The 19,193-nt window shown below is 69.6% G+C and carries 14 protein-coding genes and 1 pseudogene; 6 read left to right on the top strand and 9 right to left on the bottom strand.

Annotated elements, in window-relative coordinates; translation table 11 throughout:
* The first annotated feature begins 6 nt into the window (after positions 1-6).
* The gene (locus tag TY25_RS27765) at positions 7-2,286 is read left to right on the top strand and encodes a LuxR C-terminal-related transcriptional regulator (protein WP_042260904.1); all 2,280 of its coding nucleotides are present in this window, start codon (positions 7-9) and stop codon (positions 2,284-2,286) included.
* A gap of 7 nt (positions 2,287-2,293) precedes the next feature.
* On the opposite strand, the gene TY25_RS27770 is transcribed toward TY25_RS27765, so the two are convergent.
* From TY25_RS27770 to xylB, 4 genes are all read right to left on the bottom strand, one after another.
* Positions 2,294-2,815: a DinB family protein gene (locus tag TY25_RS27770; protein ID WP_042260880.1), complete on the bottom strand. Its 522-nt coding sequence runs from the start codon at positions 2,813-2,815 to the stop codon at positions 2,294-2,296.
* A gap of 24 nt (positions 2,816-2,839) precedes the next feature.
* Positions 2,840-3,490, bottom strand: a complete 651-nt coding sequence (locus TY25_RS27775; protein WP_042260906.1) for a maleylpyruvate isomerase family mycothiol-dependent enzyme — start codon at positions 3,488-3,490, stop codon at positions 2,840-2,842.
* 145 nt (positions 3,491-3,635) lie between these two features.
* Positions 3,636-5,360 carry an N-acyl-D-amino-acid deacylase family protein gene (locus TY25_RS27780; RefSeq protein WP_042260883.1) on the bottom strand — a complete coding sequence of 575 codons (1,725 nt, stop codon included), beginning with the start codon at positions 5,358-5,360 and terminating at the stop codon, positions 3,636-3,638.
* Positions 5,361-5,462: 102 nt separating this feature from the next.
* On the bottom strand, positions 5,463-6,863 hold the full coding sequence (gene xylB, locus TY25_RS27785) for a xylulokinase (RefSeq protein ID WP_042260885.1): 1,401 nt from the start codon (positions 6,861-6,863) through the stop codon (positions 5,463-5,465).
* Positions 6,864-6,987: 124 nt separating this feature from the next.
* On the opposite strand from xylB, the gene TY25_RS27790 reads away from it, so the two are divergent.
* Positions 6,988-7,491, top strand: a complete 504-nt coding sequence (locus TY25_RS27790; protein WP_042260887.1) for a hypothetical protein — start codon at positions 6,988-6,990, stop codon at positions 7,489-7,491.
* Here the strand turns inward: TY25_RS27790 and TY25_RS27795 are convergent.
* The 5 genes and pseudogenes from TY25_RS27795 to TY25_RS27815 all read right to left on the bottom strand — a co-directional run bounded on the left by TY25_RS27795 (position 7,467) and on the right by TY25_RS27815 (position 13,756).
* On the bottom strand, positions 7,467-8,438 hold the full coding sequence (locus tag TY25_RS27795; protein WP_226887378.1) for a glycoside hydrolase family 172 protein: 972 nt from the start codon (positions 8,436-8,438) through the stop codon (positions 7,467-7,469). The two genes, TY25_RS27790 and TY25_RS27795, sit on opposite strands and share 25 nt — an antisense overlap.
* A gap of 158 nt (positions 8,439-8,596) precedes the next feature.
* Positions 8,597-8,962: pseudogene (trxA, locus tag TY25_RS27800) on the bottom strand (thioredoxin); the annotation flags it as partial.
* Between the two features lie 59 nt (positions 8,963-9,021).
* Positions 9,022-10,515: an FGGY-family carbohydrate kinase gene (locus TY25_RS27805; RefSeq protein ID WP_042260892.1), complete on the bottom strand. Its 1,494-nt coding sequence runs from the start codon at positions 10,513-10,515 to the stop codon at positions 9,022-9,024.
* 42 nt (positions 10,516-10,557) lie between these two features.
* Positions 10,558-11,445 carry a glycoside hydrolase family protein gene (locus TY25_RS27810; protein ID WP_226887377.1) on the bottom strand — a complete coding sequence of 296 codons (888 nt, stop codon included), beginning with the start codon at positions 11,443-11,445 and terminating at the stop codon, positions 10,558-10,560.
* Between the two features lie 25 nt (positions 11,446-11,470).
* Positions 11,471-13,756, bottom strand: a complete 2,286-nt coding sequence (locus tag TY25_RS27815) for an ATP-binding cassette domain-containing protein (protein ID WP_052383230.1) — start codon at positions 13,754-13,756, stop codon at positions 11,471-11,473.
* Positions 13,757-13,818: 62 nt separating this feature from the next.
* Here TY25_RS27815 and TY25_RS27820 point away from each other — a divergent pair, with 62 nt between their 5' ends.
* The 4 genes from TY25_RS27820 (at position 13,819) to TY25_RS27835 (ending at position 18,974) form a co-directional block, all read left to right on the top strand.
* A complete protein-coding gene (locus tag TY25_RS27820) occupies positions 13,819-14,784 on the top strand; it encodes a helix-turn-helix transcriptional regulator (protein WP_042260896.1) in 966 nt (321 codons plus the stop codon).
* 66 nt (positions 14,785-14,850) lie between these two features.
* Positions 14,851-16,878, top strand: coding sequence for a TRAP transporter permease (locus tag TY25_RS27825; protein WP_042260910.1), 2,028 nt, complete (start codon positions 14,851-14,853; stop codon positions 16,876-16,878).
* Entirely contained in the window at positions 16,875-17,870 is a 996-nt protein-coding gene (locus tag TY25_RS27830) for a TAXI family TRAP transporter solute-binding subunit (protein ID WP_042260898.1), read from the top strand. The genes TY25_RS27825 and TY25_RS27830 overlap by 4 nt, the downstream gene beginning before the upstream one ends.
* Positions 17,871-17,978: 108 nt before the next feature.
* Positions 17,979-18,974, top strand: a complete 996-nt coding sequence (locus tag TY25_RS27835; protein WP_042260900.1) for a TAXI family TRAP transporter solute-binding subunit — start codon at positions 17,979-17,981, stop codon at positions 18,972-18,974.
* Positions 18,975-19,193 lie beyond the last annotated feature (219 nt).

The raw sequence follows: 19,193 nt of genomic DNA on the forward strand, positions 1-19,193 counted from the left end.
CGGCACGTGACAGGTAACCTCCCGGCCGAAGTGACCAGCTTCGTCGGGCGGGGCAGCGAAGTCGCCACTGCCAGAAAACTGCTGTCGGGCACCCGGCTGCTCACGCTCACCGGGCCGGGCGGCGTCGGCAAGACCCGGCTGGCCCGGCGGGTCGGTGACGCGGTGCGCCGGGCCTTCCCGGACGGCGTGTGGCTGGTCGAGGCGGCTCCGGTCAACGACGGTGAGTTGGTGGCGCCGAGCGTCGCGCAGGCGCTCGGCCTGCGCGACGACACCAGCCTGCCGGTGGCCGGGCTGATCGAGTATCTGGGCGACAAACACCTGCTGCTGATCCTCGACAACTGCGAGCACCTGATCGGCGCGTGCGCGGCGCTGGTCGATCGGCTGCTCGCGGGCACCCCGGACGTGCGGGTGCTCGCGACCAGCCGGGAGCCGCTCGGGGTCGAGGGGGAGCAGATCCTGCCGGTGGCGCCGCTGCCGGTACCCGAGCCGGCCGACGAGTCCGGCGCCGTCGAGACCGCCGACAACGCCGCGTTACGGTTGCTGATCGACCGCGCCTCCGCGGCGAATCCCGAATTCCAGGCCACCGCAGCCGGTCTCGGCACACTGGCCGCGATCTGCGCACGGCTGGAAGGCATCCCGCTGGCGCTGGAGCTGGCGGCGTTACGGCTGCGCGCGTTCACTCCGGCACAGGTGCTGGAACGACTCGACGACACCATGCGCCTGCTGACGACGGGATTGCGCACCGCCCCCGAGCGGCAGCAGACGCTCGAGGCGACGATCCGCTGGAGCTACGACCTGTGCACCCCGGACGAGCAGCATCTCTGGGAGCAATTGGCTGTTTTCGCGGGCGGTTTCGACCTCACCGCCGCCGAGGCGGTCTGCGTGCTCGAGCCGCCGGGCGCCCTGCTCGACGCGCTCACCGGTCTGGTCGAGAAATCGGTGCTGAGTTTCGGCAATCAGGGCCAGGACGGTGCGGGCCGCTACACCATGCTCGAACCGCTGCGGCAGTTCGCGCTGGCTCGCCTGGTGGCCCGCGGCGACGAGCGCAGCGTCCGGCTGCGCCACCGCGACCACTACTACCGGATCGCCCAGCGCGGCCGCATCGAATACTGGGGCGACGCCGACGTCGGCTGGTTCCGTGACGTCACCCGCGAACACGCGAATCTGCGTGCGGCCCTGCAGTTCGCGCTGGCCGACCCGGAGGGCGTGCACCGCGGTCTGCAGATCGCCTCGGAGCTGCGGCCGTTCTGGGAGCACTACCGCTTTCTGCGCGAAGGCTATCGGTGGCTGACCGACGCCCTCGGCAAGGATCTCGCGCACACCGTCGACCGGGCCCGCGCGCTGGCCGCCGCCTCGGTGATCGCCGCCATGTTCGCCGATCCCGCGGTGGCACACGGCTTCCTGGACGAATGCGTGGCGATCGCGACGGAACTGGCCGCCGAGGAGGTGCTCGTCGAGGCCATGCTGCTCGCCTCGGTGCTCGCGTTCGCCGATGCCGATCCGGTCGGCGCGCTGGAACTCGCCGAGGCCGCCGCCGCGCGCGCCCGGGCGTGCGCCCATCACGGCACGGAAATGGAAAGCCTTGCGTTCGCCTATGTCTGCGCGATGGTGCTCTCCGACGACCGGGCGAGCGGCCTGGCCGAGCGATTCCTGCGCAAGGCCACCGAGCACGGTTCGCATCTGCTCGGCGGGCTCGCCTCGTGGGCGGTCGGCACCGACCACTGGCGAAACGGTGACGCGGACAAGGCGATCGCGGAACTGCGCCGCGCGGTGGAACAGTTGCGGCTGTTCGATCGGTGCGTGTGGACGGCCTCGGCCTTCGACGGCCTGGCCTGGGCCGCGGCCGCGGTGGGGGAGCACCCCCGCGCCGCACGGCTGATGGGCGCCGCGGCGACGGTACGCAGCGGCAGCACCCAGCATCTCGCGCACGCGATGACCGACACGATCGGCGAGCGGGTCCGGTCGCAGGTCCGCGACGTGCTGGGGGACAAGAGTTTCCGGTCCGCCTTCGACAGCGGTGGGGCGCTCACCTTCGACGAGGCGGTCCGCTTCGCCCTCGGCACCGAAGCGCCGGTGGAACCGAAAGCGGCGGCGGCCGCGCCGCTGACCCGCCGGGAACGCGATGTCGCCCGGCTGGTCGCGGCCGGCTACAGCAACAAGCGGATCGCCGCGGAACTGGTCATCTCGATTCGTACCGCGGAAAGCCACGTCGACCACATCCTGACCAAGCTGGGGTTCACCTCACGGGCACAGGTCGCGTCCTGGGTCAGCGCCCGGCAGCTGTGAAATCCGTTCAGGCGCCGGTGGTTCCGTCGATGCGTTCGCGCAGCAGGTCGGCGTGGCCGTTGTGCCTGGCGTACTCCTCGATCATGTGCAGATAGATCCAGCGCAGGTTGTATTCGAGTTCGGGTCGCCGCGGGTGCCGGAAGGTGTGGTCCAGGGGCAGATCGGCCACCGCGGCGTCGGACAGTTCGATCTCCCGCCGAAAGGTCGCGAAATCCGTTGCGGCGTCGGCTTCGCGCAGGTCGAAATCACCGTCGGGATCGTCCTCGCTGCCATAGGCGTAGGGCACGTCCATGGCCGCCGCCGTGAGCCGGAACCAGCCGCGTTCCACCTCGGTCAGATGCCGGACCAGGCCGAGCAGGGTCAGCGTCGACGGCTCGGCGGAACTGCGCCGGAGCTGCTCGTCGTCGAGGCCCGCGCATTTCGCCAAGAGGGTGCGACGGTGAAAGTCCAACCAGCCCTGCAACATCGATCGCTCGTCGGCGACGTGCGGGGCCGCGGTTCGGGGCACTTCGGGCGCGATCCAGTTCATCCGGCCGACTGTAGCTCGGCACGGTCAGCGGCGGCGCCTCCTTTTCGCCCGCCGACGGCTACGGGTGAACCGGGCCGCGTGGTCGCCACGCAACCGCCGGGCCGGTAGCGTCCGTCCGCACGCCACGAGCAACAGGTCCTGCGCGTTGCCCGTGACGACCGCACCGGTGCCATAGCTCCAGTCCAGGTCGTCGGCACGCAACTCGACACCGGTCAGGTCGGTTCCGAAGAACTCGACACAGCGCGGGTTGATCAGGTCCAGGACCAGGCGTAGGCGATCGTGGGGCACCTTGCGGTCCAATCCCAGCGCGACGGTGATGTCGAGGCCGTGCACAATGTCGTGGCCCAGCGCGTGCACCGCCCCGCACCCCGGTGGCCGCCACGGATGTCCGACGTTGTCCCAGAGCGATTTCAGCAATTGGCCCGAGGTCAGCGCGGCGGCGTCGACGCGCGCGGTGTGGTTGGCGATCCGGTCGAAATTGCCGCCCGCACGGACGAATTCGACGGCGAGGCGAGTGCCGGTCAGGCGGAACGGCACGGTGATGTGGGCGACCACCTCGCGCACCCGCCAGCCGCGGCACAGCGTCGGCGCGTCCCACGCCGCATGGTCGAAACCCGTGAGCAACTCGGCGAGCTCGGCCCGCTCGTCGATGATCGCCCTGCGCACCTCCGCCATCGCCGTCTCCTCGTCGCGACCCGTCCTTCCCACATCCTGAGACGTCACCCAATCACGAAACTGGTCGGTCTAATGGGACGTTGCGGACAAGCAGTCGTCCGTGTGTCGCACGGCGTGTCGCGAGAGACGCAGTAGCTGGGCCGAGCTACTGCGCGGTGAGGAAGGCCCCCGCGCGCAAGGTGCTGCCGAACCCCGGCGCGAACTCGCCGTATTCATAGACGAGATGGCCGCCGACCACGGTGGCCGCGACGGCCCGATCGTTGCGGTTGACCATGCGATCCAGGCCGGTGATGCCGGGAACCGGAGCTTCCGCGTAGGCGGCACTGGACCCGTCGAAGCCCGCCGGGTCCAGCACGGCCAGGTCGGCGCGCGCGCCTTCGCGCAGGCGGCCGGTGTCCAGGCCGTACCAGTCGGCCAGCTCACCGGTCAGCCGATGCACGGCCCGCTCGACGGGCATGAAGCCGCGCTGGTGCACCCGCTCGAGCATGCGCAGCCCGAAGTTGTAGAACGCCATATTGCGCAGGTGCGCACCGGAATCGGCGAAGCCGACCTGCATCACCGGCGACTGTTGCAGCCGGTCGAGCACCTCTTCGCGGTCGTTGGCGATGACCGTGCGCCAGCGCAGCCCGGTGCCGTGCGCGACGGCCAGGTCGAGCAGTGCGTCCGCCGGATGGATACCGCGCTCGTCGGCCACCTGGCCGAACGACTTGCCGACCACCTCGGCCTCCGGGCAGGCCACGATCCGGGCGTCGTAGAGGTCGCGATGCCAGACCCGGGGGCCGTACTTCTTGGCCAGGTCCTTGCGGAACTGCCGCCGGTAGGACTCGTCGGCCAGCAGCTCGCCGCGCTTCAGCACGTCGCGGATGTTGAGCGCCGCGACGCCCGAGCCGAACTCCTCGAAGACCACCAGATCGACACCGTCGGCGTAGACCTCGAACGGCACCGGCAGGTGCTGCCAGCGGAACGCGGCGCCGCCGACCGTGTTCGCGATCCAGGCCGCCGTAGCCGCGGCCCGCGCGGTGGTGCGATCGGCCTTGACGTCCATGCCCGCGATCAGCGTGGTCTTTAGCGGTTTGCGGAACCGCCCTGCGCTCTCGGCGAAGTAGCGGGCGATCTCGAGCCGGGAGGTCAGATTCGGCGTGCTCTGATGGATCCGATCGCGTTGCCGCAGAATCTTGTTCAGCGCCGCGTACTCCCGCCAGCTCGCATAGGTGGACGGCAGCTGCCGGGCCGGGAAGCGGGCGCCCTCCAGCTTGGAGAACGAGCTGCGGATGGTGGACAGGCCGAGGAAGCCCGCGTCCAGCGCGTCGGTGAGCATGTGCCGCATGCGATTCAGCTCGTCGTGAGTCGGGGTGACGGTCGCGTCGGTGGCTCGGCCGAGCCCCATCACGGCGACGCGGATGTCCGAATGCCCGAGCAGCGCCGCGACATTCGCACCGAGTGGCCGCGCGGCGAGCGAGTCCCGATACGCCAGTGGGCTTTCCCAGTCCTTGTGCTCCTTGACGGCCGAGTGCACGGCGTCCCACGGCAATGCTTCCACCCGCGCGAACATGTCGGCGCAGTCCTCGGCCGTCGAATAGACCGTGGACAGTGAGCAATTGCCGATCACCACCGAGGTGACGCCGTGGCGCACCGACTCGCCGAGGCCGGGGCTGCCGAGCACCTCCGCGTCGTAGTGGGTGTGCACGTCGAGCATGCCCGGGATGACCCACTTGCCGGTGGCGTCCACGTTGCGCGCGCCGTCGGGCAGCGGGGCGGCACTGATCGTCACGACCTTGCCCGCGGTGATGCCCACATCGGCGGTGCGTGGCGGTGCTCCCGTGCCGTCGAACACCGATCCACCACGGATGACCAAGTCGCACGCCGTCATCTGAGCTCCTTCGACCAGCACCCAGTATCTGCTACTGCGGGTATTGGATACATGGTTGCACGTTTGCCGCCGCGGCTCATCCTGCGGGCGGATCGGTCCTGATCAGCCGCCGTACAGCGCGGTCTGCGCCTGCCGATAGCGTGCGCGGATCGCCGCACCGGTCGCGGCGTCGTCGGCCGAGGACTGCACTGCGCCGGCGGGCCGAGCGGGCCAGTCGGGTGGCTGCGGCGTGCCCGCGAGCGCCCACGCGGCCTGTCGCGCCGCGCCCAGCGCGACGTATTCGGCGGGTTCGGGCACCGTGATCGGCGTCGCGAAGATCTGCGCCGCGATCGTGGCGACCAACGCAGAGCGCGCCGCGCCGCCGATCAGCAGGACGCGCCGCGGCGCGACGCCGGCGGCGCGGATCGCGTCGAGCGCCTCGGCCATGTTGCAGAGCATGCCTTCGAAGGCGGCGCGGGCGATATGGCCGGGGCGCATGGTCGCCGCGCACAGGCCGTGCAGACTGCCGGTCGCGTCCGGCCGGTTCGGCGTGCGCTCACCGGCGAGATAGGGGAGCAGGACCAGCCCGTCCGCACCCGGAGGTGCCTGTGCCGCAAGCGTTTCGAGCGTGGGCAGGTCGACGCCGAGCAGGTCCGCCGTGGCACTCAGCACCCGCGCCGCGTTGAGCGTGCACACCAGCGGCAGGAAAGCGCCGGTCGCATCGGCGAATCCGGCGATCGCGCCGGTGGCGTCGGCGCTGGGCCGTTCGGCGCGGGCGAAGACCGTGCCGCTGGTGCCGAGCGAGACGACCACGTCGCCGTCGCCGATGCCGAGTCCCAGTGCGGCCGCGGCATTGTCGCCGGTGCCCGCCGCGACCAGCACGCCCGACGGCGTCCGCCCGGCGGCTTCGGCCGGGCCGAGTACGCGGGGTAGTTCCGGCGTGCGCCCCCGGAAGCCAAGGGCGAGCAGGTTTTTCCGATACCCGCCGGTGGCCGCCGACCAGTAGCCGGTGCCGGAGGCGTCACCCCGGTCGGTGGTCGGTTCGGCGGCTCCGCCGCGCAACCGCCAGGTGAGATAGTCGTGCGGGAGCATGATCCGGGCGACCCGGTCGGCGCGGTCCGGTTCGTGATCGGCCAGCCAGCGCAGTTTCGCCACGGTGAACGCGGCCACCGGAACGCTGCCGACGGCCTCGGCCCACGCCTGCGGCCCACCCAATTCGGTGACGAGTTCGGCTGCCGCGGCCGCGGAGCGGACGTCGTTCCACAGCAGCGCGTCGCGCACCGGGTGACCCGCGGCGTCGAGTGCGACCAAGCCGTGCTGCTGACCGGCGATCGCCACCGCCGCCACCTGCTCGAGCAGTCCGGCGCCCGCCGCGCACAACGCGTCCCACCAGGCCTGCGGCGCGACCTCGGTACCCTCCGGATGCGGCGCGTGCGCCTCGTGCCGGAGTTCGCCGGTCACCGCGTCGCAGACCACCACTTTGCAGGACTGGGTGGAGCTGTCCACCCCCGCGACCAGCGTCATCGGTGCTGTCTCCGCCTGCTGTCACCCTCGATCACCACGGCACACATCAGTCCACTGTGCACCCGAAACGCCTTCGCACGAGGCATTTCGGGTATTCGATCCCGGGATCGGGCACACTGGCCCGGTGACCGACGATCCGGACCGACCTGCCGACGTGCATGTCCGGACCGGTGCCGGAACGCCGGTGCCGGAGTTGACCGACGCGTTGCTCACGGAGATTCTCGACGAACCGCACAGTCCGCGGGATCCGTCCATCGAACTCGAACGCGGTGCGCACGACTACCTCCGGGCGCGACTGCTCCCCGACGGCATGTACGAACTGGAATACTGCGCCGGCAACGCGACCGAGATCTTCCAGATGTACACCTCCGAGCCTCGCATGGTCCGCGACGTCATGTTTGCCTGGATCGACGAGAACCCATGGTGGCGTGAGTCGGTCGCCTGGTACCGCGTCGACCCGGCGGTGGAGGAGGTCCGGTCGGTACTGCGCGAGTTCGACGATCTGCTCGGCGGGCTGTCGGTGCTCGACGATATCGGGTCGAGCATGGACGACGCGCTGGCGCGAGCGGACGAACTGCTCGCGGACGTGGACGACCCGACCGATCAGGCGGACGGCGGTACCTCCTGATACCACCATGCGGTGGTCGCGATCTCCGCGTCTTCGAGCGGGAGATAGGTGTCGCTGTCGCGCCAGCCGAGTCCCTGCACGGTGACGCGCAGTTCGCGATGGAAGCAGATGGGGTCGTGCACATGCCAGCGGTACATGCCGAAACGCTGGTGCGCCTGGTAGATCTCGTCGGCGGGCAATGCCTGCGGCAGGCCGAGATACGCGGTCGAGTAGGTCCGGTATTTCCCGTCCATATCGAAATTCCATGCGCCACCGAAGTAGTCCTCGGTGCCCGTGCCGCACAGCGACGGATATTCGTCGTCGCCGTCGAGATAGAACTTCAGCTCGCCCTCGCCCCACCAGCGGGGCGCGCCCGGCCGTATCGCCAGGTACGTGCCGACATAGCGGCCGCGCGCGGGACCGGTCTCGAGCAGGGTGTGCACCGCGGGACTGCCCAGCGGTGCACTGCGGGACCAGCGTGCGTGCAGATACCCGGCTTCGCCCGGCACGTCCTCTTCGCCGTAGGTGATCTGGTAGTACACCGGAACCGTACGGCCGCAGTGGTTTTCCAGCGTGATCCGCGCCCGCCGGCGAAACGGCATGGGCCAGTAGCTGTTCAGGCCGCCCGCCGGGGCGACCACCACCATTTCCGAATCGACGAGTGCCAGTTCGTCCCAGCCGTTGCAGAAGAAGTCGCCGAGCGGCACGTCGATCGCGGGCTCGGCCGCATCGTCCCAGTACATGCGCAGCGTCATCGCACGCAGGACCGCACGGTCGGTGGTGAGCCAGCAGTGCCGCAGCACGCCGGGGCCGGAAACATCGGCCAGCGTGGCGGTTTCACCGTCGCCGAGCATGATCGACGGCGAGATCTTCCAGCCGGGGCCGAGCAGCCGGGCCGCGTGCGCGCCGGTACCGGTCGTCGCGCGGGCGCCGCCGCCGGGAGCGCCGGTGGGATTCTCGGCGCTCACCGACCGCGTCCGCGTATCGTCGAGCAGCCACAGCTCCGACCGGCGCCGGGCGGTCACAGCCCCGGCCAGCCGTACTTGCTCGCGGTCGGTGCCAGCCCCGCCGCTCTGGAGGCGCCGGCGGTCGCCGGCACCGGCGCGGTCGACGGGTACTCAGGCTCCTGCGCCTGCTGGTGCCGGGCCACCTCGCGGCGGAACTGGTCCATGTCCAGCCATTTGACCTGCTCGATCAATTCGTCCAGCGTGCCCGGCGCGGGCACCCCGGCCTCGGCGTAGACGAGCAGGCCTTCCCGGAACGCCATCACCGTCGGGATACTGGTGATCTGGGCCCGCGCGGCGAGTTCCTGCTCGGCCTCGGTGTCCACCTTCGCGTGCACGATGTCCGGATGGCGTTCCGCGGACGATTCGAAGATCGGCGCGAACTGCCGGCACGGACCACACCAGCCGGCCCACCAGTCCACCAGCACGATGTGATTGCCGGTGATCACGGAGTCGAAGTTCTGCTGGGTCAGGGTCTGGGTGGGCATGTGGTCCTCGCATAGGTGTCCGACAGAGCAACCGTGCATCTTCGCACAGCGCGCGAAGATCAGGAACTCGCCCCGGTACGGTGTTGTTCGCTCGCCAGGAAGTGCGCGATATCGGTAGTGCGTTCGTAGAGCTCACGGTAGTGCTGGTAGTAGGAATCGTAGTCGGCCGTGTGCCCGGGGCGTGGCTCTACGGTGCCGACGATCGGATTCCAGTCGCGGGTGTCCACCCCGGCGGCCTCGGCCGCGAGCATCGCGTCGCCGAGACAAGCGCCGATCGTGTCGGCGGGCAGTTGCTGGGGCAGTCCGGTGACGTCGGAGACGATCTGGGTCCACAGACCGCCCTTGGTGCCGCCGCCGACCGCGACCAGCCGTCCCGCCCGGCCGCCCGCCTCGGTCATCGCCGCGAGATTGTGCCGCACGCCGTACGCGATGCCTTCCAGCACCGCCCGATACAGCTCCGCGCGCCCGTGGCGCAGGGTGAGCCCGGCGACGATACCTCTGGCGGCCGGATCGAACAGCGGGGTGCGCTCGCCGGCGAAATAGGGCAGTGCCAGTAGTCCGTTGCTGCCCGGGGGGACGTCGGCGGCCGCCGCGACGAGGTCGGCGAATTCGCCGCCGACCAGTTCGCGCAGCCAGTCCGTCACCGCGCCCGCGGTGGCCATGCCCGCCGCGAGAGTGTATGTGCCCGGCCAGGTTCCGCAGGTACTCCAGAGACCGGGATGTGGGTTCGGCTCGGTCAGCACCTGCACCAGGAACAACGTCGTGCCATACATGATCATGGCATCGCCGGGTGCGCGCACGCCGACGGCCGTGGCCTCGGCCCAGGCATCGACGGTGCCGGTGGTGACCGGAAGTCCCACGGGCAGACCGGTGCTCGCCGCGGCCGCGGGGGTGACCCGGCCGACCACCTCGGTCGGCCAGGCCAGTTCCGGCAGCCGCAGGCCGGGTGCCACCTGCTCGGCCCAGTCGGCGGCCCACTCGCGCCGCCGCAGGTCGTACATCGGCACGCACTGGCTCGCGGATTGATGGTCGAGCACGTAGCGGCCGGTGAGGCGGTGCACCAGAAAGGAACTGGCCATCAGCAGCAGTTCGGTGCGGGCGTGGATGTGCGGTTCGTGCGCGGCCAGCCAGCGCAGTTTGGGCCCGACGGCCTGGCTGGTCAGCGGCGAGCCGGCCCGGCGCAACACCGCCCGCGCGCCGAATTCGCTTTCCAAATGGGCGATCTCGGCGGTGGCCCGGGTGTCGACGCCGTACAGGATGGCGGGTCGCAGCGGTGTGCCGTGCGCGTCGGCGGGCAGCAGACAGGGCCCGATGCCCGAAACCGCGAGTCCGGCGAGTCCGGCACCGTCGGCCGCGGCGACGAGGTCGCCGACGATGGCGGCGAAATCGGCCCACCACACCGTTTCCGCGTCGTGCTCTACCCACCCCGGCTCAGGCGTCGAGACCCCGTGCATCCGTTCGGATCTGGCGATCACGCTGCCGTCCGCGCGGGTCAGCACGCCCTTCGAACTGGCGGTGCCGATATCGACGCCGAGAAACAGGGGACCAGCCATACCCGAGACCTCCCGTGAGTGAGCCGCAGCGACCACCCGAACCTACCGTGGCACCACTTTCGCGGTATGCGGCTCGCGCGGCCGCGGGAACCGCAGCGGCGCGAGGTGCACCCCGCCCTGACCCCAGCCCGCGCTGGTGATCCACCAGCGGTCCGCGTCCGGCAGCACCTCGGCGGCGTGCGCGGCGATATGGCCGATCTTGTCGCCGATCCGGAACCGGAACGGGCTGTCACTACGGAAGACGTCGGTGCCGACGTAGGTCGGCCGCGGGCCGATGAACAGATACCACCAGCCGTCCTGCTGGACCACGAAGGGGGACTCGGTGTTTCCGGCCTCGGTGCCTTTCGTCGGATCGGTGTAGGCGATGTGCCGATGCCCCCAGTGCACCAGATCGCTGCTGGTGCGATAGGCGACCACGTGATGCCCGCCGGCGGGGGTGCTGGTCGCGCAGTAGTACATCACCCACTGATCGCCGACCCTGGTCACCATCGGGTCGCGGGCGTCGTAGCCGTCCCGGAACAGCGGGCCCGAACGTCTTCGCACCCAATGGAACAGATCGGTCGAGGTGGCCAGGTTGATCGCCGCGGCGGTCCGGTCGGCACCGCCCCCCGCGTAGAACATGTAGTACCGCCGATGGGCTTCGATGACGAACGGTGCCCACAAATGGGTTTCGCCGTAGTCACGGTCCACATGAAGGGCGGGGCGCTGTTTCACCCACGGGCCCAGCAACTCGCGCGCCGTCGCATGGGCGAATTCGGTTTCGTCGAACGGGTCCGCGGGCTCGGGATGCGTGATGCCGAACAGGTGCAGACGCCCCTTCGGTTCCCGAACGATCGTGTGGTCGTTGATGTACCAGTCCTCCGCCTCCCCGGCGCCGGGGTCATAGATTCGCGTGAACGGTCCCGCGCTCACCACCTCGCGCATCGCCATATCCACCATCATCCTCGCGATCCGCTCAGTCGTGGGGCACCACACTGCGCCGCAGGTAGTCCGCGGTGATCGACTGCGGGTCGTCGAGCAGCGCCGCGGGCGTTCCGGTGAACACGATCTCGCCGCCGTGCTTGCCGCCGTCCGGTCCCAGGTCGATGACCCAGTCCGCGCGTTTGACGACATCGAGATCGTGCTCGATGACGATCACCGTGTTGCCCGCATCGACCAAGCGGTCCAGCAGGGCGAGCAGCGTGTCGACATCGGCCATGTGCAGCCCCGTGGTCGGTTCGTCGAGCACGTAGATCCCGCCGCTGCGGTGCAGGTGATCGGCCAGTTTGATGCGCTGGCGCTCCCCACCCGACAACGAACTGAGCGAGCGGCCCAGCGTCAGGTAGCCGAGCCCGACCTCGTTGAGCGCGCGCAGCGGCGGGCGAATCTTGCTGTCGTCGTGCCCGTCCCAGAAGTCCAGCGCCTGTTCGGCGGTCATCTCCAGCACATCCGCGATGGACACACCACGCACGGTATAGCCGAGCACGTCGGGGCGATAGCGCCTGCCGTGACAGGTCTGGCACACGGTGGTGATCGGGTCCATGTACGCCAGGTCGGTGAAAATCACACCGGCGCCGCCGCATTCGGCGCACGCGCCGTCGGAGTTGAAGCTGAACAACCCCGGCTTGACGTTGTGCGCCCGGGCGAACGCCTGCCGCAGCGGCTCCATGATGCCGATGTAGGTGGCCGGGCTGGAGCGGCGGGACGCGTGAATGGCCGACTGGTTCACCGCGATCGCGCCCGGATGCGCGGCCAGGAACGCGCCCGAGACCAGGGTGCTCTTCCCGGAACCGGCCACCCCGGTGACCGCAGTCAGCACGCCGGTCGGGAACTGCGCGGTGACGTTCTTCAGGTTGTAGCGATCGACCTCGGCGACGGTGAGCCAACCGGTGGGCCGGCGCGCACGGTCCTTGACCGGCCGTACCCGGCGCAGTCGCTCGCCCGTCGAAGTGCCGGAGGCGCGCAGCTTTTCGAGCGAGCCCTCGAACACCACCTGCCCGCCGTGCCCGCCCGCACCCGGCCCCATGTCCACCACATGGTCGGCGACCGCGATCACGTCGGGGGAGTGTTCGACCACCAGTACGGTGTTCCCCTTGTCGCGCAACTGGATCAGCAGGCTGTTCAATCGGCCGACGTCGCGCGGATGCATGCCGACGCTCGGTTCGTCGAAGATGTAGGTCATGCCGGTGAGACTCGAACCGAGGTGCCGAACCACCTTGAGCCGCTGGGCTTCACCGCCGGACAGCGTCGAAGTCTCCCGGCCGAGCGAGAGATAGCCGAGACCGACCTCCTCGATCCGGCGCAGCCGGGCGATCGCCGACTCGGCGATGGGCGCGGCCACCCGGTCGTCGATCGCGCCGAGCACACCGATCAGGTCGGACACCTCGAGCTCGCCGTAGTCGGCGATGCTCAGTCCATCGATCCGGGTGGCCAGTGCGGCGGCGTTCAAGCGCGCGCCGCGACAGTCGGGGCAGATCTCCTCGGTGACGACCGCGCGCGCCGCGGCCCGGTTCTTCTCCGACAGCGAGCTCAGGTCGCGCTTGATGTAGAGCCGGTCGAGGCGTTCGAGCAGGCCCTCATAGGCGTTGCTACCCATCGACCCGGTCCTGTTCGGCCGCGGCACCCGGAAGCCGTTGCCGCGCAGGAACAGCTGCCATTCCTCGGCCGTGTAGTCGCGCAGCGGCTTGTCGGGATCGAACAGGCCCGACTGGGCATAGAGCTGCCACTGGAAAGTGCCGATCGCGAACGGCCCGAACGTGATCGCGCCCTCGTTGAGCGACTTCCCGGTGTCGAGCAGCTTGTCCAGGTCCGCGCGCACGACGTGGCCCAGCCCACCGCATTCCGGGCACATCCCGAGCGGGTCGTTGAACGAATAGCGCGACGCCTCACCGGCACTCGGCACGCCGTGCCGGGAGAACAGCACCCGGATGATCGATTGGATATCGGTCATCGTGCCGACGGTCGAGCGCGAATTACCGCCGATCGGCTTCTGGTCGATCACCACCGCGGGCGCCAGGTTGTCGATGAGATCGGCTTCGGGCCGTTCGTATTTCGGCAGGCGGTTCCGGATGAACCAGGTGAAGGTCTCGTTGAGCTGGCGCTGCGACTCGACCGCGACGGTGCCGAACACGATCGAGGACTTACCGGAGCCGGACACCCCGGTGAAAACCACGAGCTTGCCCTTGGGAATGGCCAGCGAGACGTTGCGCAGGTTGTTCTCGCGGGCTCCGACGATCTGGATGGTGTCACGCTCTGTACTCACGCCGACGACGGTAGGGCGCAATGCGGACGGTTCCGGTCCTCATTGCGGGGAATACTCGAAACATGACCGACGCCGCCGCGCGACTACTCCAGCTGCTGTCCCTGTTGCAGACCCGCCGCGAATGGACCGGTCCCGAGCTGGCCGAGCGGCTCGGCATCACCGTGCGCACGGTGCGCCGCGATATCGAGCGGCTGCGTGACCTGGACTATCCGGTATCCGCGAGCCTCGGCTCGATCGGCGGCTATCGGCTGGAAGCAGGCACCGCGCTGCCCCCGCTGCTGCTCGACGACGACGAAGCGGTCGCCATCACCCTCGGGTTGCGCAGCGCCGCGCAGGGCTCGGTCGCGGGTATCGAGGAATCTGCCGCGCGCGCCCTGGTGAAACTCCAGCAGGTGCTGCCCTCGCGGCTGCGCGGACGCGTCGATGCGATCGACACCGCCACCGTGTCGCTCGGTGGCCCGGCGGCCGGACCGCGGGTGGATCCGGAGACACTCGTCGCTCTGGCCGGTGCGGCCCGGGACGGCGAGCGGATCCGTTTCCGCTATCGGGACAAAGCCGACCAGGAGAGCAAGCGATTCGCCGAACCGCACAGCCTCGTCTCCGCCGGCCGGCGCTGGTATCTGGTCGCCTGGGATATCGAGCGGGAGGATTGGCGCACCTTTCGCGTCGATCGGATCGATGCGCCGTTCCGTACCGGGATGCGCTGTGTGCCAAAGGAATTACCCACCGCCGATGCCGCGGCGTTCGTCGCCGAGCAGCTCGCCCGCTCGCGCCCGGCGCGCCGGGTGGTCCTGCTCGTCCACGCCGGCGCGGACGAGCTGGCCGACACCTTCCGGGTCCGGCCCGACGAGGTCGAACCGATCGACGCGCGGACCTGCCTGATCCGCACCGCCGCCGACTCGCTGGAGTGGACCGCGTTGCGGATCGCCCACCTGGGTCTGGATTTCGAGGTGCGGGAGCCGCCCGAGATGCGGGAGCTGCTGCGCGACCTCGGCGCGAAACTCGCTCGGGCGGCCGGGAATAACTGAAAAGCGACCAATTCCCTTGCTTTCAATTCGGACATGCGGACGGTCGTGCGTTGCTATCGTTCCGCCATGCCGAAGACGGGCCCCGATGAGGTGGAGACCGAGGCGCCCGTGGAGGATCGGTCGTCGCTGCTGGAAGTCGACGACGAGGAGCGCCCTGCCCGGGAATTGACCGGCTGGGCCGAGCGGGTGGTCGCGGTGACCGCGTTCGCGGTCGCGCTGCTGGTGGTGTGGCAGGTGTTCCGGCCGCTGCCGCAGGGCAGCCAGTACTACTTGGTGATCTTCCTGGCGGCGACCCTGCCGCTGGTGTTCCTCTCCTATCGATCCGGGCTGCGCTTCCTGGATCGGGACGGCGGTCCCGGTATCGCCGACTGGTCGCTGGCCGTGCTCGCGGTATTCGTGGCGCTGTATCCCGTGCTGCCGTGGACGATCGGCTCCGGCGGCGGTGGCTACAACTCCTTCCTCGACCGGCAAGGCCTGCTCGATCCCGTCGACGTCGGGATGGGCGCGGTGCTGCTCGTGCTAGTGCTGGAGGCGTGCCGGCGGACCACCGGCTGGGTGCTCGTCGCGGTGTGCGTGGTGTTCCTGGCCTACGGGTACTACGGCGGCTACCTGCCGCAAGGCTGGAGTGTCGCGCACGCGGGGCTGGACTTCGGGCAGATCGTCGACGCGCTGTACAACTCCGGCAGCGGGTTCTACGGCACCCCGCTCGACGTCGCGGCCACCTACATCGTGCTGTTCACGCTGTACGGCGCGGTGCTCGAATTCTCCGGTGCGGCACAGTTCTTCGTGGATCTGTCGGTGGCGGCGTTCCGCCGTTCCCGCGGCGCCGCCGGACGCACCGCGGTCGCCTCGGGCTTCCTGCTCGGCACCGTCTCCGGCTCGGGCACTGCCACCGCGGTGACCATCGGCGCGGTGACCTGGCCGATCCTGCGGCGGGCCGGATATCCGCCGGAACAGGCGGGCGGCATGCTCGCCGCGGCCGGAGTCGGGGCGATTCTGTCGCCGCCCACCCTGGGGGTCGCCGCGTTCATCGTCGCGGAGTACCTCGAGGTGTCGTATGTGACGGTGCTCGGCTGGGCGCTCATTCCCACGGTGCTCTACTACCTCGGCATCCTGCTCGCCGTGGAGATCGACGCCCGTCGGCTCGGCACCACCGGCGTGGAGTTCGACGGTGTCTCCGCCTGGCGGCTGCTGCTGCGCTTCGGGTACCACTTCCTGTCGCTGATCGCGATCGTCGTGCTGCTGCTGATCGGCGTCAGTGCCACCCGCGCAGTCGTGTACGCCACCGCGCTCGCTTTCGTGCTCGCCTTCCTCGACAAGCGCACCCGGGCGTTGGCGCGCTCGCCACGCCACGTCTTCCACGCCGTCGGCAGCGGCGTGCGCGCGGCGCTGCCGGTGGTTGCGGTATGCGCCTCCGCGGGCGTGATCACCGCGATGACCACCAAAACCGGCCTCGGTTCGCAGCTGGCCGCGCTGCTCGTGCGGCTCGCGAAATCCCTGTCCGACAACCACACCGTCGTGCTGGCCTGCACCGTCGTGCTCGCGGCGATCGCGCTGGCACTGCTCGGTCTCGCGGTACCGGTCACCGCGTCGTTCATCATCGGCTGGGTCATCATCGGCCCCGCCCTGCTCGCGCTCGACGTGCCCGCGCCCGCGGCGGCCATGTTCGTCTTCTACTACTCGGTGCTGTCCGAGGTGACGCCGCCGACCGCGCTCGCCGCCGTCGGCGCGGCCGCGGTCACGGGTGCGCGCACCGTGCCGACCATGTGGCAGGCGCTGAAGTACGCGCTACCGGCGTTCCTGGTGCCGGTCGTGTTCGTGCTGACCGAACCGGGCGAGTATCTGCTCGGCCGGGGACCGGTGCTCGGCATCATCTGGGCCACCCTCGTCGCCTGCCTCGGTGTCGCCGCACTGGCCGTCGCCACCGGCGGCTGGATCCTCGGGATCGGCCCGGCCGGGCCGATCGCCCGTGCACTCGCCGCGGTCGGCGGCCTGCTGCTGTTGTATCTGGAAACCGGCGCCCTCATTGCCGGACTGGTCGCGCTGAGCGCGGCCATCGGGGTCACGTTGCTCGCTCGAAGGAGAACGACATGAGAAGAGTCGCCATAGTTTTCGCCGTCACCGTAGTGTCGGCCGGACTGCTCGTCGGCTGCGGCGGCCGCCGCGACGCCCCGCACCACGACGCGGGCGCGCCCATCACGTGTGCGGTGAAACAGGAAACGCGGGTGGGCATCGCGACCGGCAACGCGACCGGCGTGTACTTCGCGCTCGGCAACGCCTACGCCGATCAGATCTCGCAGGCCACCGACGGCAAGGTGAAGGCGACCGCCGCGGAAACCGGTGCGTCCGTGCAGAACATCCAGCAGTTGGTCGCGGGCACCTATCAGGTCGCGTTCTCGCTCGCCGACACCGCGGCCGACGCGGTGACCGGCGCCGGCAGCTTCGACGGCAAAAAGCAGCCGGTGCAAGCGCTTTCGCGGCTGTATCCGAACTACACCCAGGTGGTGGTGCGGGCCGACGCGGGCATCAACTCCGTCGCCGACCTGCGCGGCAAACGGGTCTCCACCGGCTCGCCGAAGTCGGGCACCGAGGTGATCGCGCAGCGGGTGCTGCAGGCCGCGGGCCTGAACGCGGACGGCGACATCTCGGCCCAGCGTTTGGATCTCACCAAAACGGTCGACGGCATGAAGGACGGCACCATCGACGCCATGTTCTTCTCCGGCGGACTGCCCACCCCCGGTATCACCGACCTGTTCACCTCCGCCAAGGACAAGGTCCGCTTCCTCGACATCACCCCGCAGCTCTCGGCCATGCGCAACCTGAGCCCGGTCTACGAGGAAGGCACCATCCCCGCCGCGACCTACGGGCTGCCCGCCGACGCGAAAACCATTGTCGTGCCGAATGTCCTGCTCGTTCGGGACGATCTCGACGCGGACCTGGCGTGTGTTCTCGCGAAAACGCTGTTCGATCGCAAACCCCAACTGGAGCAGGCCAACTCCGCGGCGAAGGGCATTTCTCGTGACGCGGCCACCAACACCGCGCCGGTCGTCCTGCATCGCGGCGCCGAACACGCGTTCATGAAGTAGCCGCCGCTGCCGGATAGCTGTGCGGTTAGCTGCCTGCGTGCCGCGCTGCGTTGATATCGTCTCGTTTTGCGGTGGAGCAGGGTCGCTCCGTCGTCGAGAGAGGATGAGATGCGAAGAGTGGTCGTAGTTTTCGCGGTCGGCTCGCTGTCTGCGGGTCTGCTCACCGGATGCGGCGACGGTGCCGGGACGGTGCCGACCGACGCCGGCGGCCCGGTCACCTGTCAGGTGCGGCAATCGACCGAGCTCGGCATCGCCACCGGCAACGCGACGGGCGTCTTCTCCGCACTCGGCGCCGCGCTCGCCGATCAGATCTCCCTGGCGACCAACGGGAAGGTGACGGCCACCGCCGCGGAAACTCTCGCGTCGGTGCAGAACATCCAGCAGCTCGTGGCGGGCAAGTATCAGGTGGCCTTCGCGCAGGCCGACACCGCGGCCGACGCGGTGCTCGGCATCGGCACCTTCGACGGAAAGAAGCAGCCGGTGCAAGCACTGTCCCGGCTCTATCCGAGCTACGTGGAGGTCGTCGTGCGCGCGGACTCCGACATCACCACGATCGCCGACCTGCGTGGTAAGCGCGTGTCCACCGGCTCGCCCACCTCGGGCACCGAAGTGGTGGCGCGGCGCGTGCTGCGGGCCGGCGGGCTCAACCCGGACAGCGATATCGCGGTGAACCGGCTGGACCTGGGTAAGGCCGTCGCCGGCATGAAGGACGGCACCCTGGACGCGCTGTTCTTCGTCGGCGGTCTGCCGACCCCGGGCCTCAGCGAGCTGTTCAAATCGAACAGGGGGGAGTTCCGCTTCCTCGACACCTCCGACCAGATGGTCGGTATGCGCGTGCTCAGTCCCGCGTATGAACTGGGCACCATCCCCGCGGCGGCCTATGGACTGGCCGAAGACGTGCCCGCGATCGTCGTGCCGAATGTGCTGCTCGTCCGCGACAACCTCGATGCCGACGTGGCCTGCGTACTCACCAAGACTCTCTTCGAGCGCAAGCCGCAGCTGGAACAGGCGAACTCCGCCGCAAAGGGAATCGTCCGCGACACCGCCCGCGCGACGGACCCGGTACCGCTGCACCGCGGTGCCGAGCACGCGCTGGAGAACTAGGACCGGACGCCCGGTTTCGAGAACTTTGCGGTGGCCTGAGTCACATTCGTGTGATTCGTCCGGGAAAGGGGCCGATGCCAGGCCCCTTGACCTGCGAATTCTCGGGCTGCGCAGGCGATTTGACGTGGCGTTCTCCGGCGCGTAACTTAGTTCGAGTCAGAGCGACACGGACACCGACCCGGAGCCGAGAAGCCAGCGGAGACGCTGAGCGGAGGGCCT

Origin of the sequence: Nocardia brasiliensis NBRC 14402, assembly GCF_000308475.2 — a bacterium.
GTDB lineage: Bacteria > Actinomycetota > Actinomycetes > Mycobacteriales > Mycobacteriaceae > Nocardia > Nocardia brasiliensis.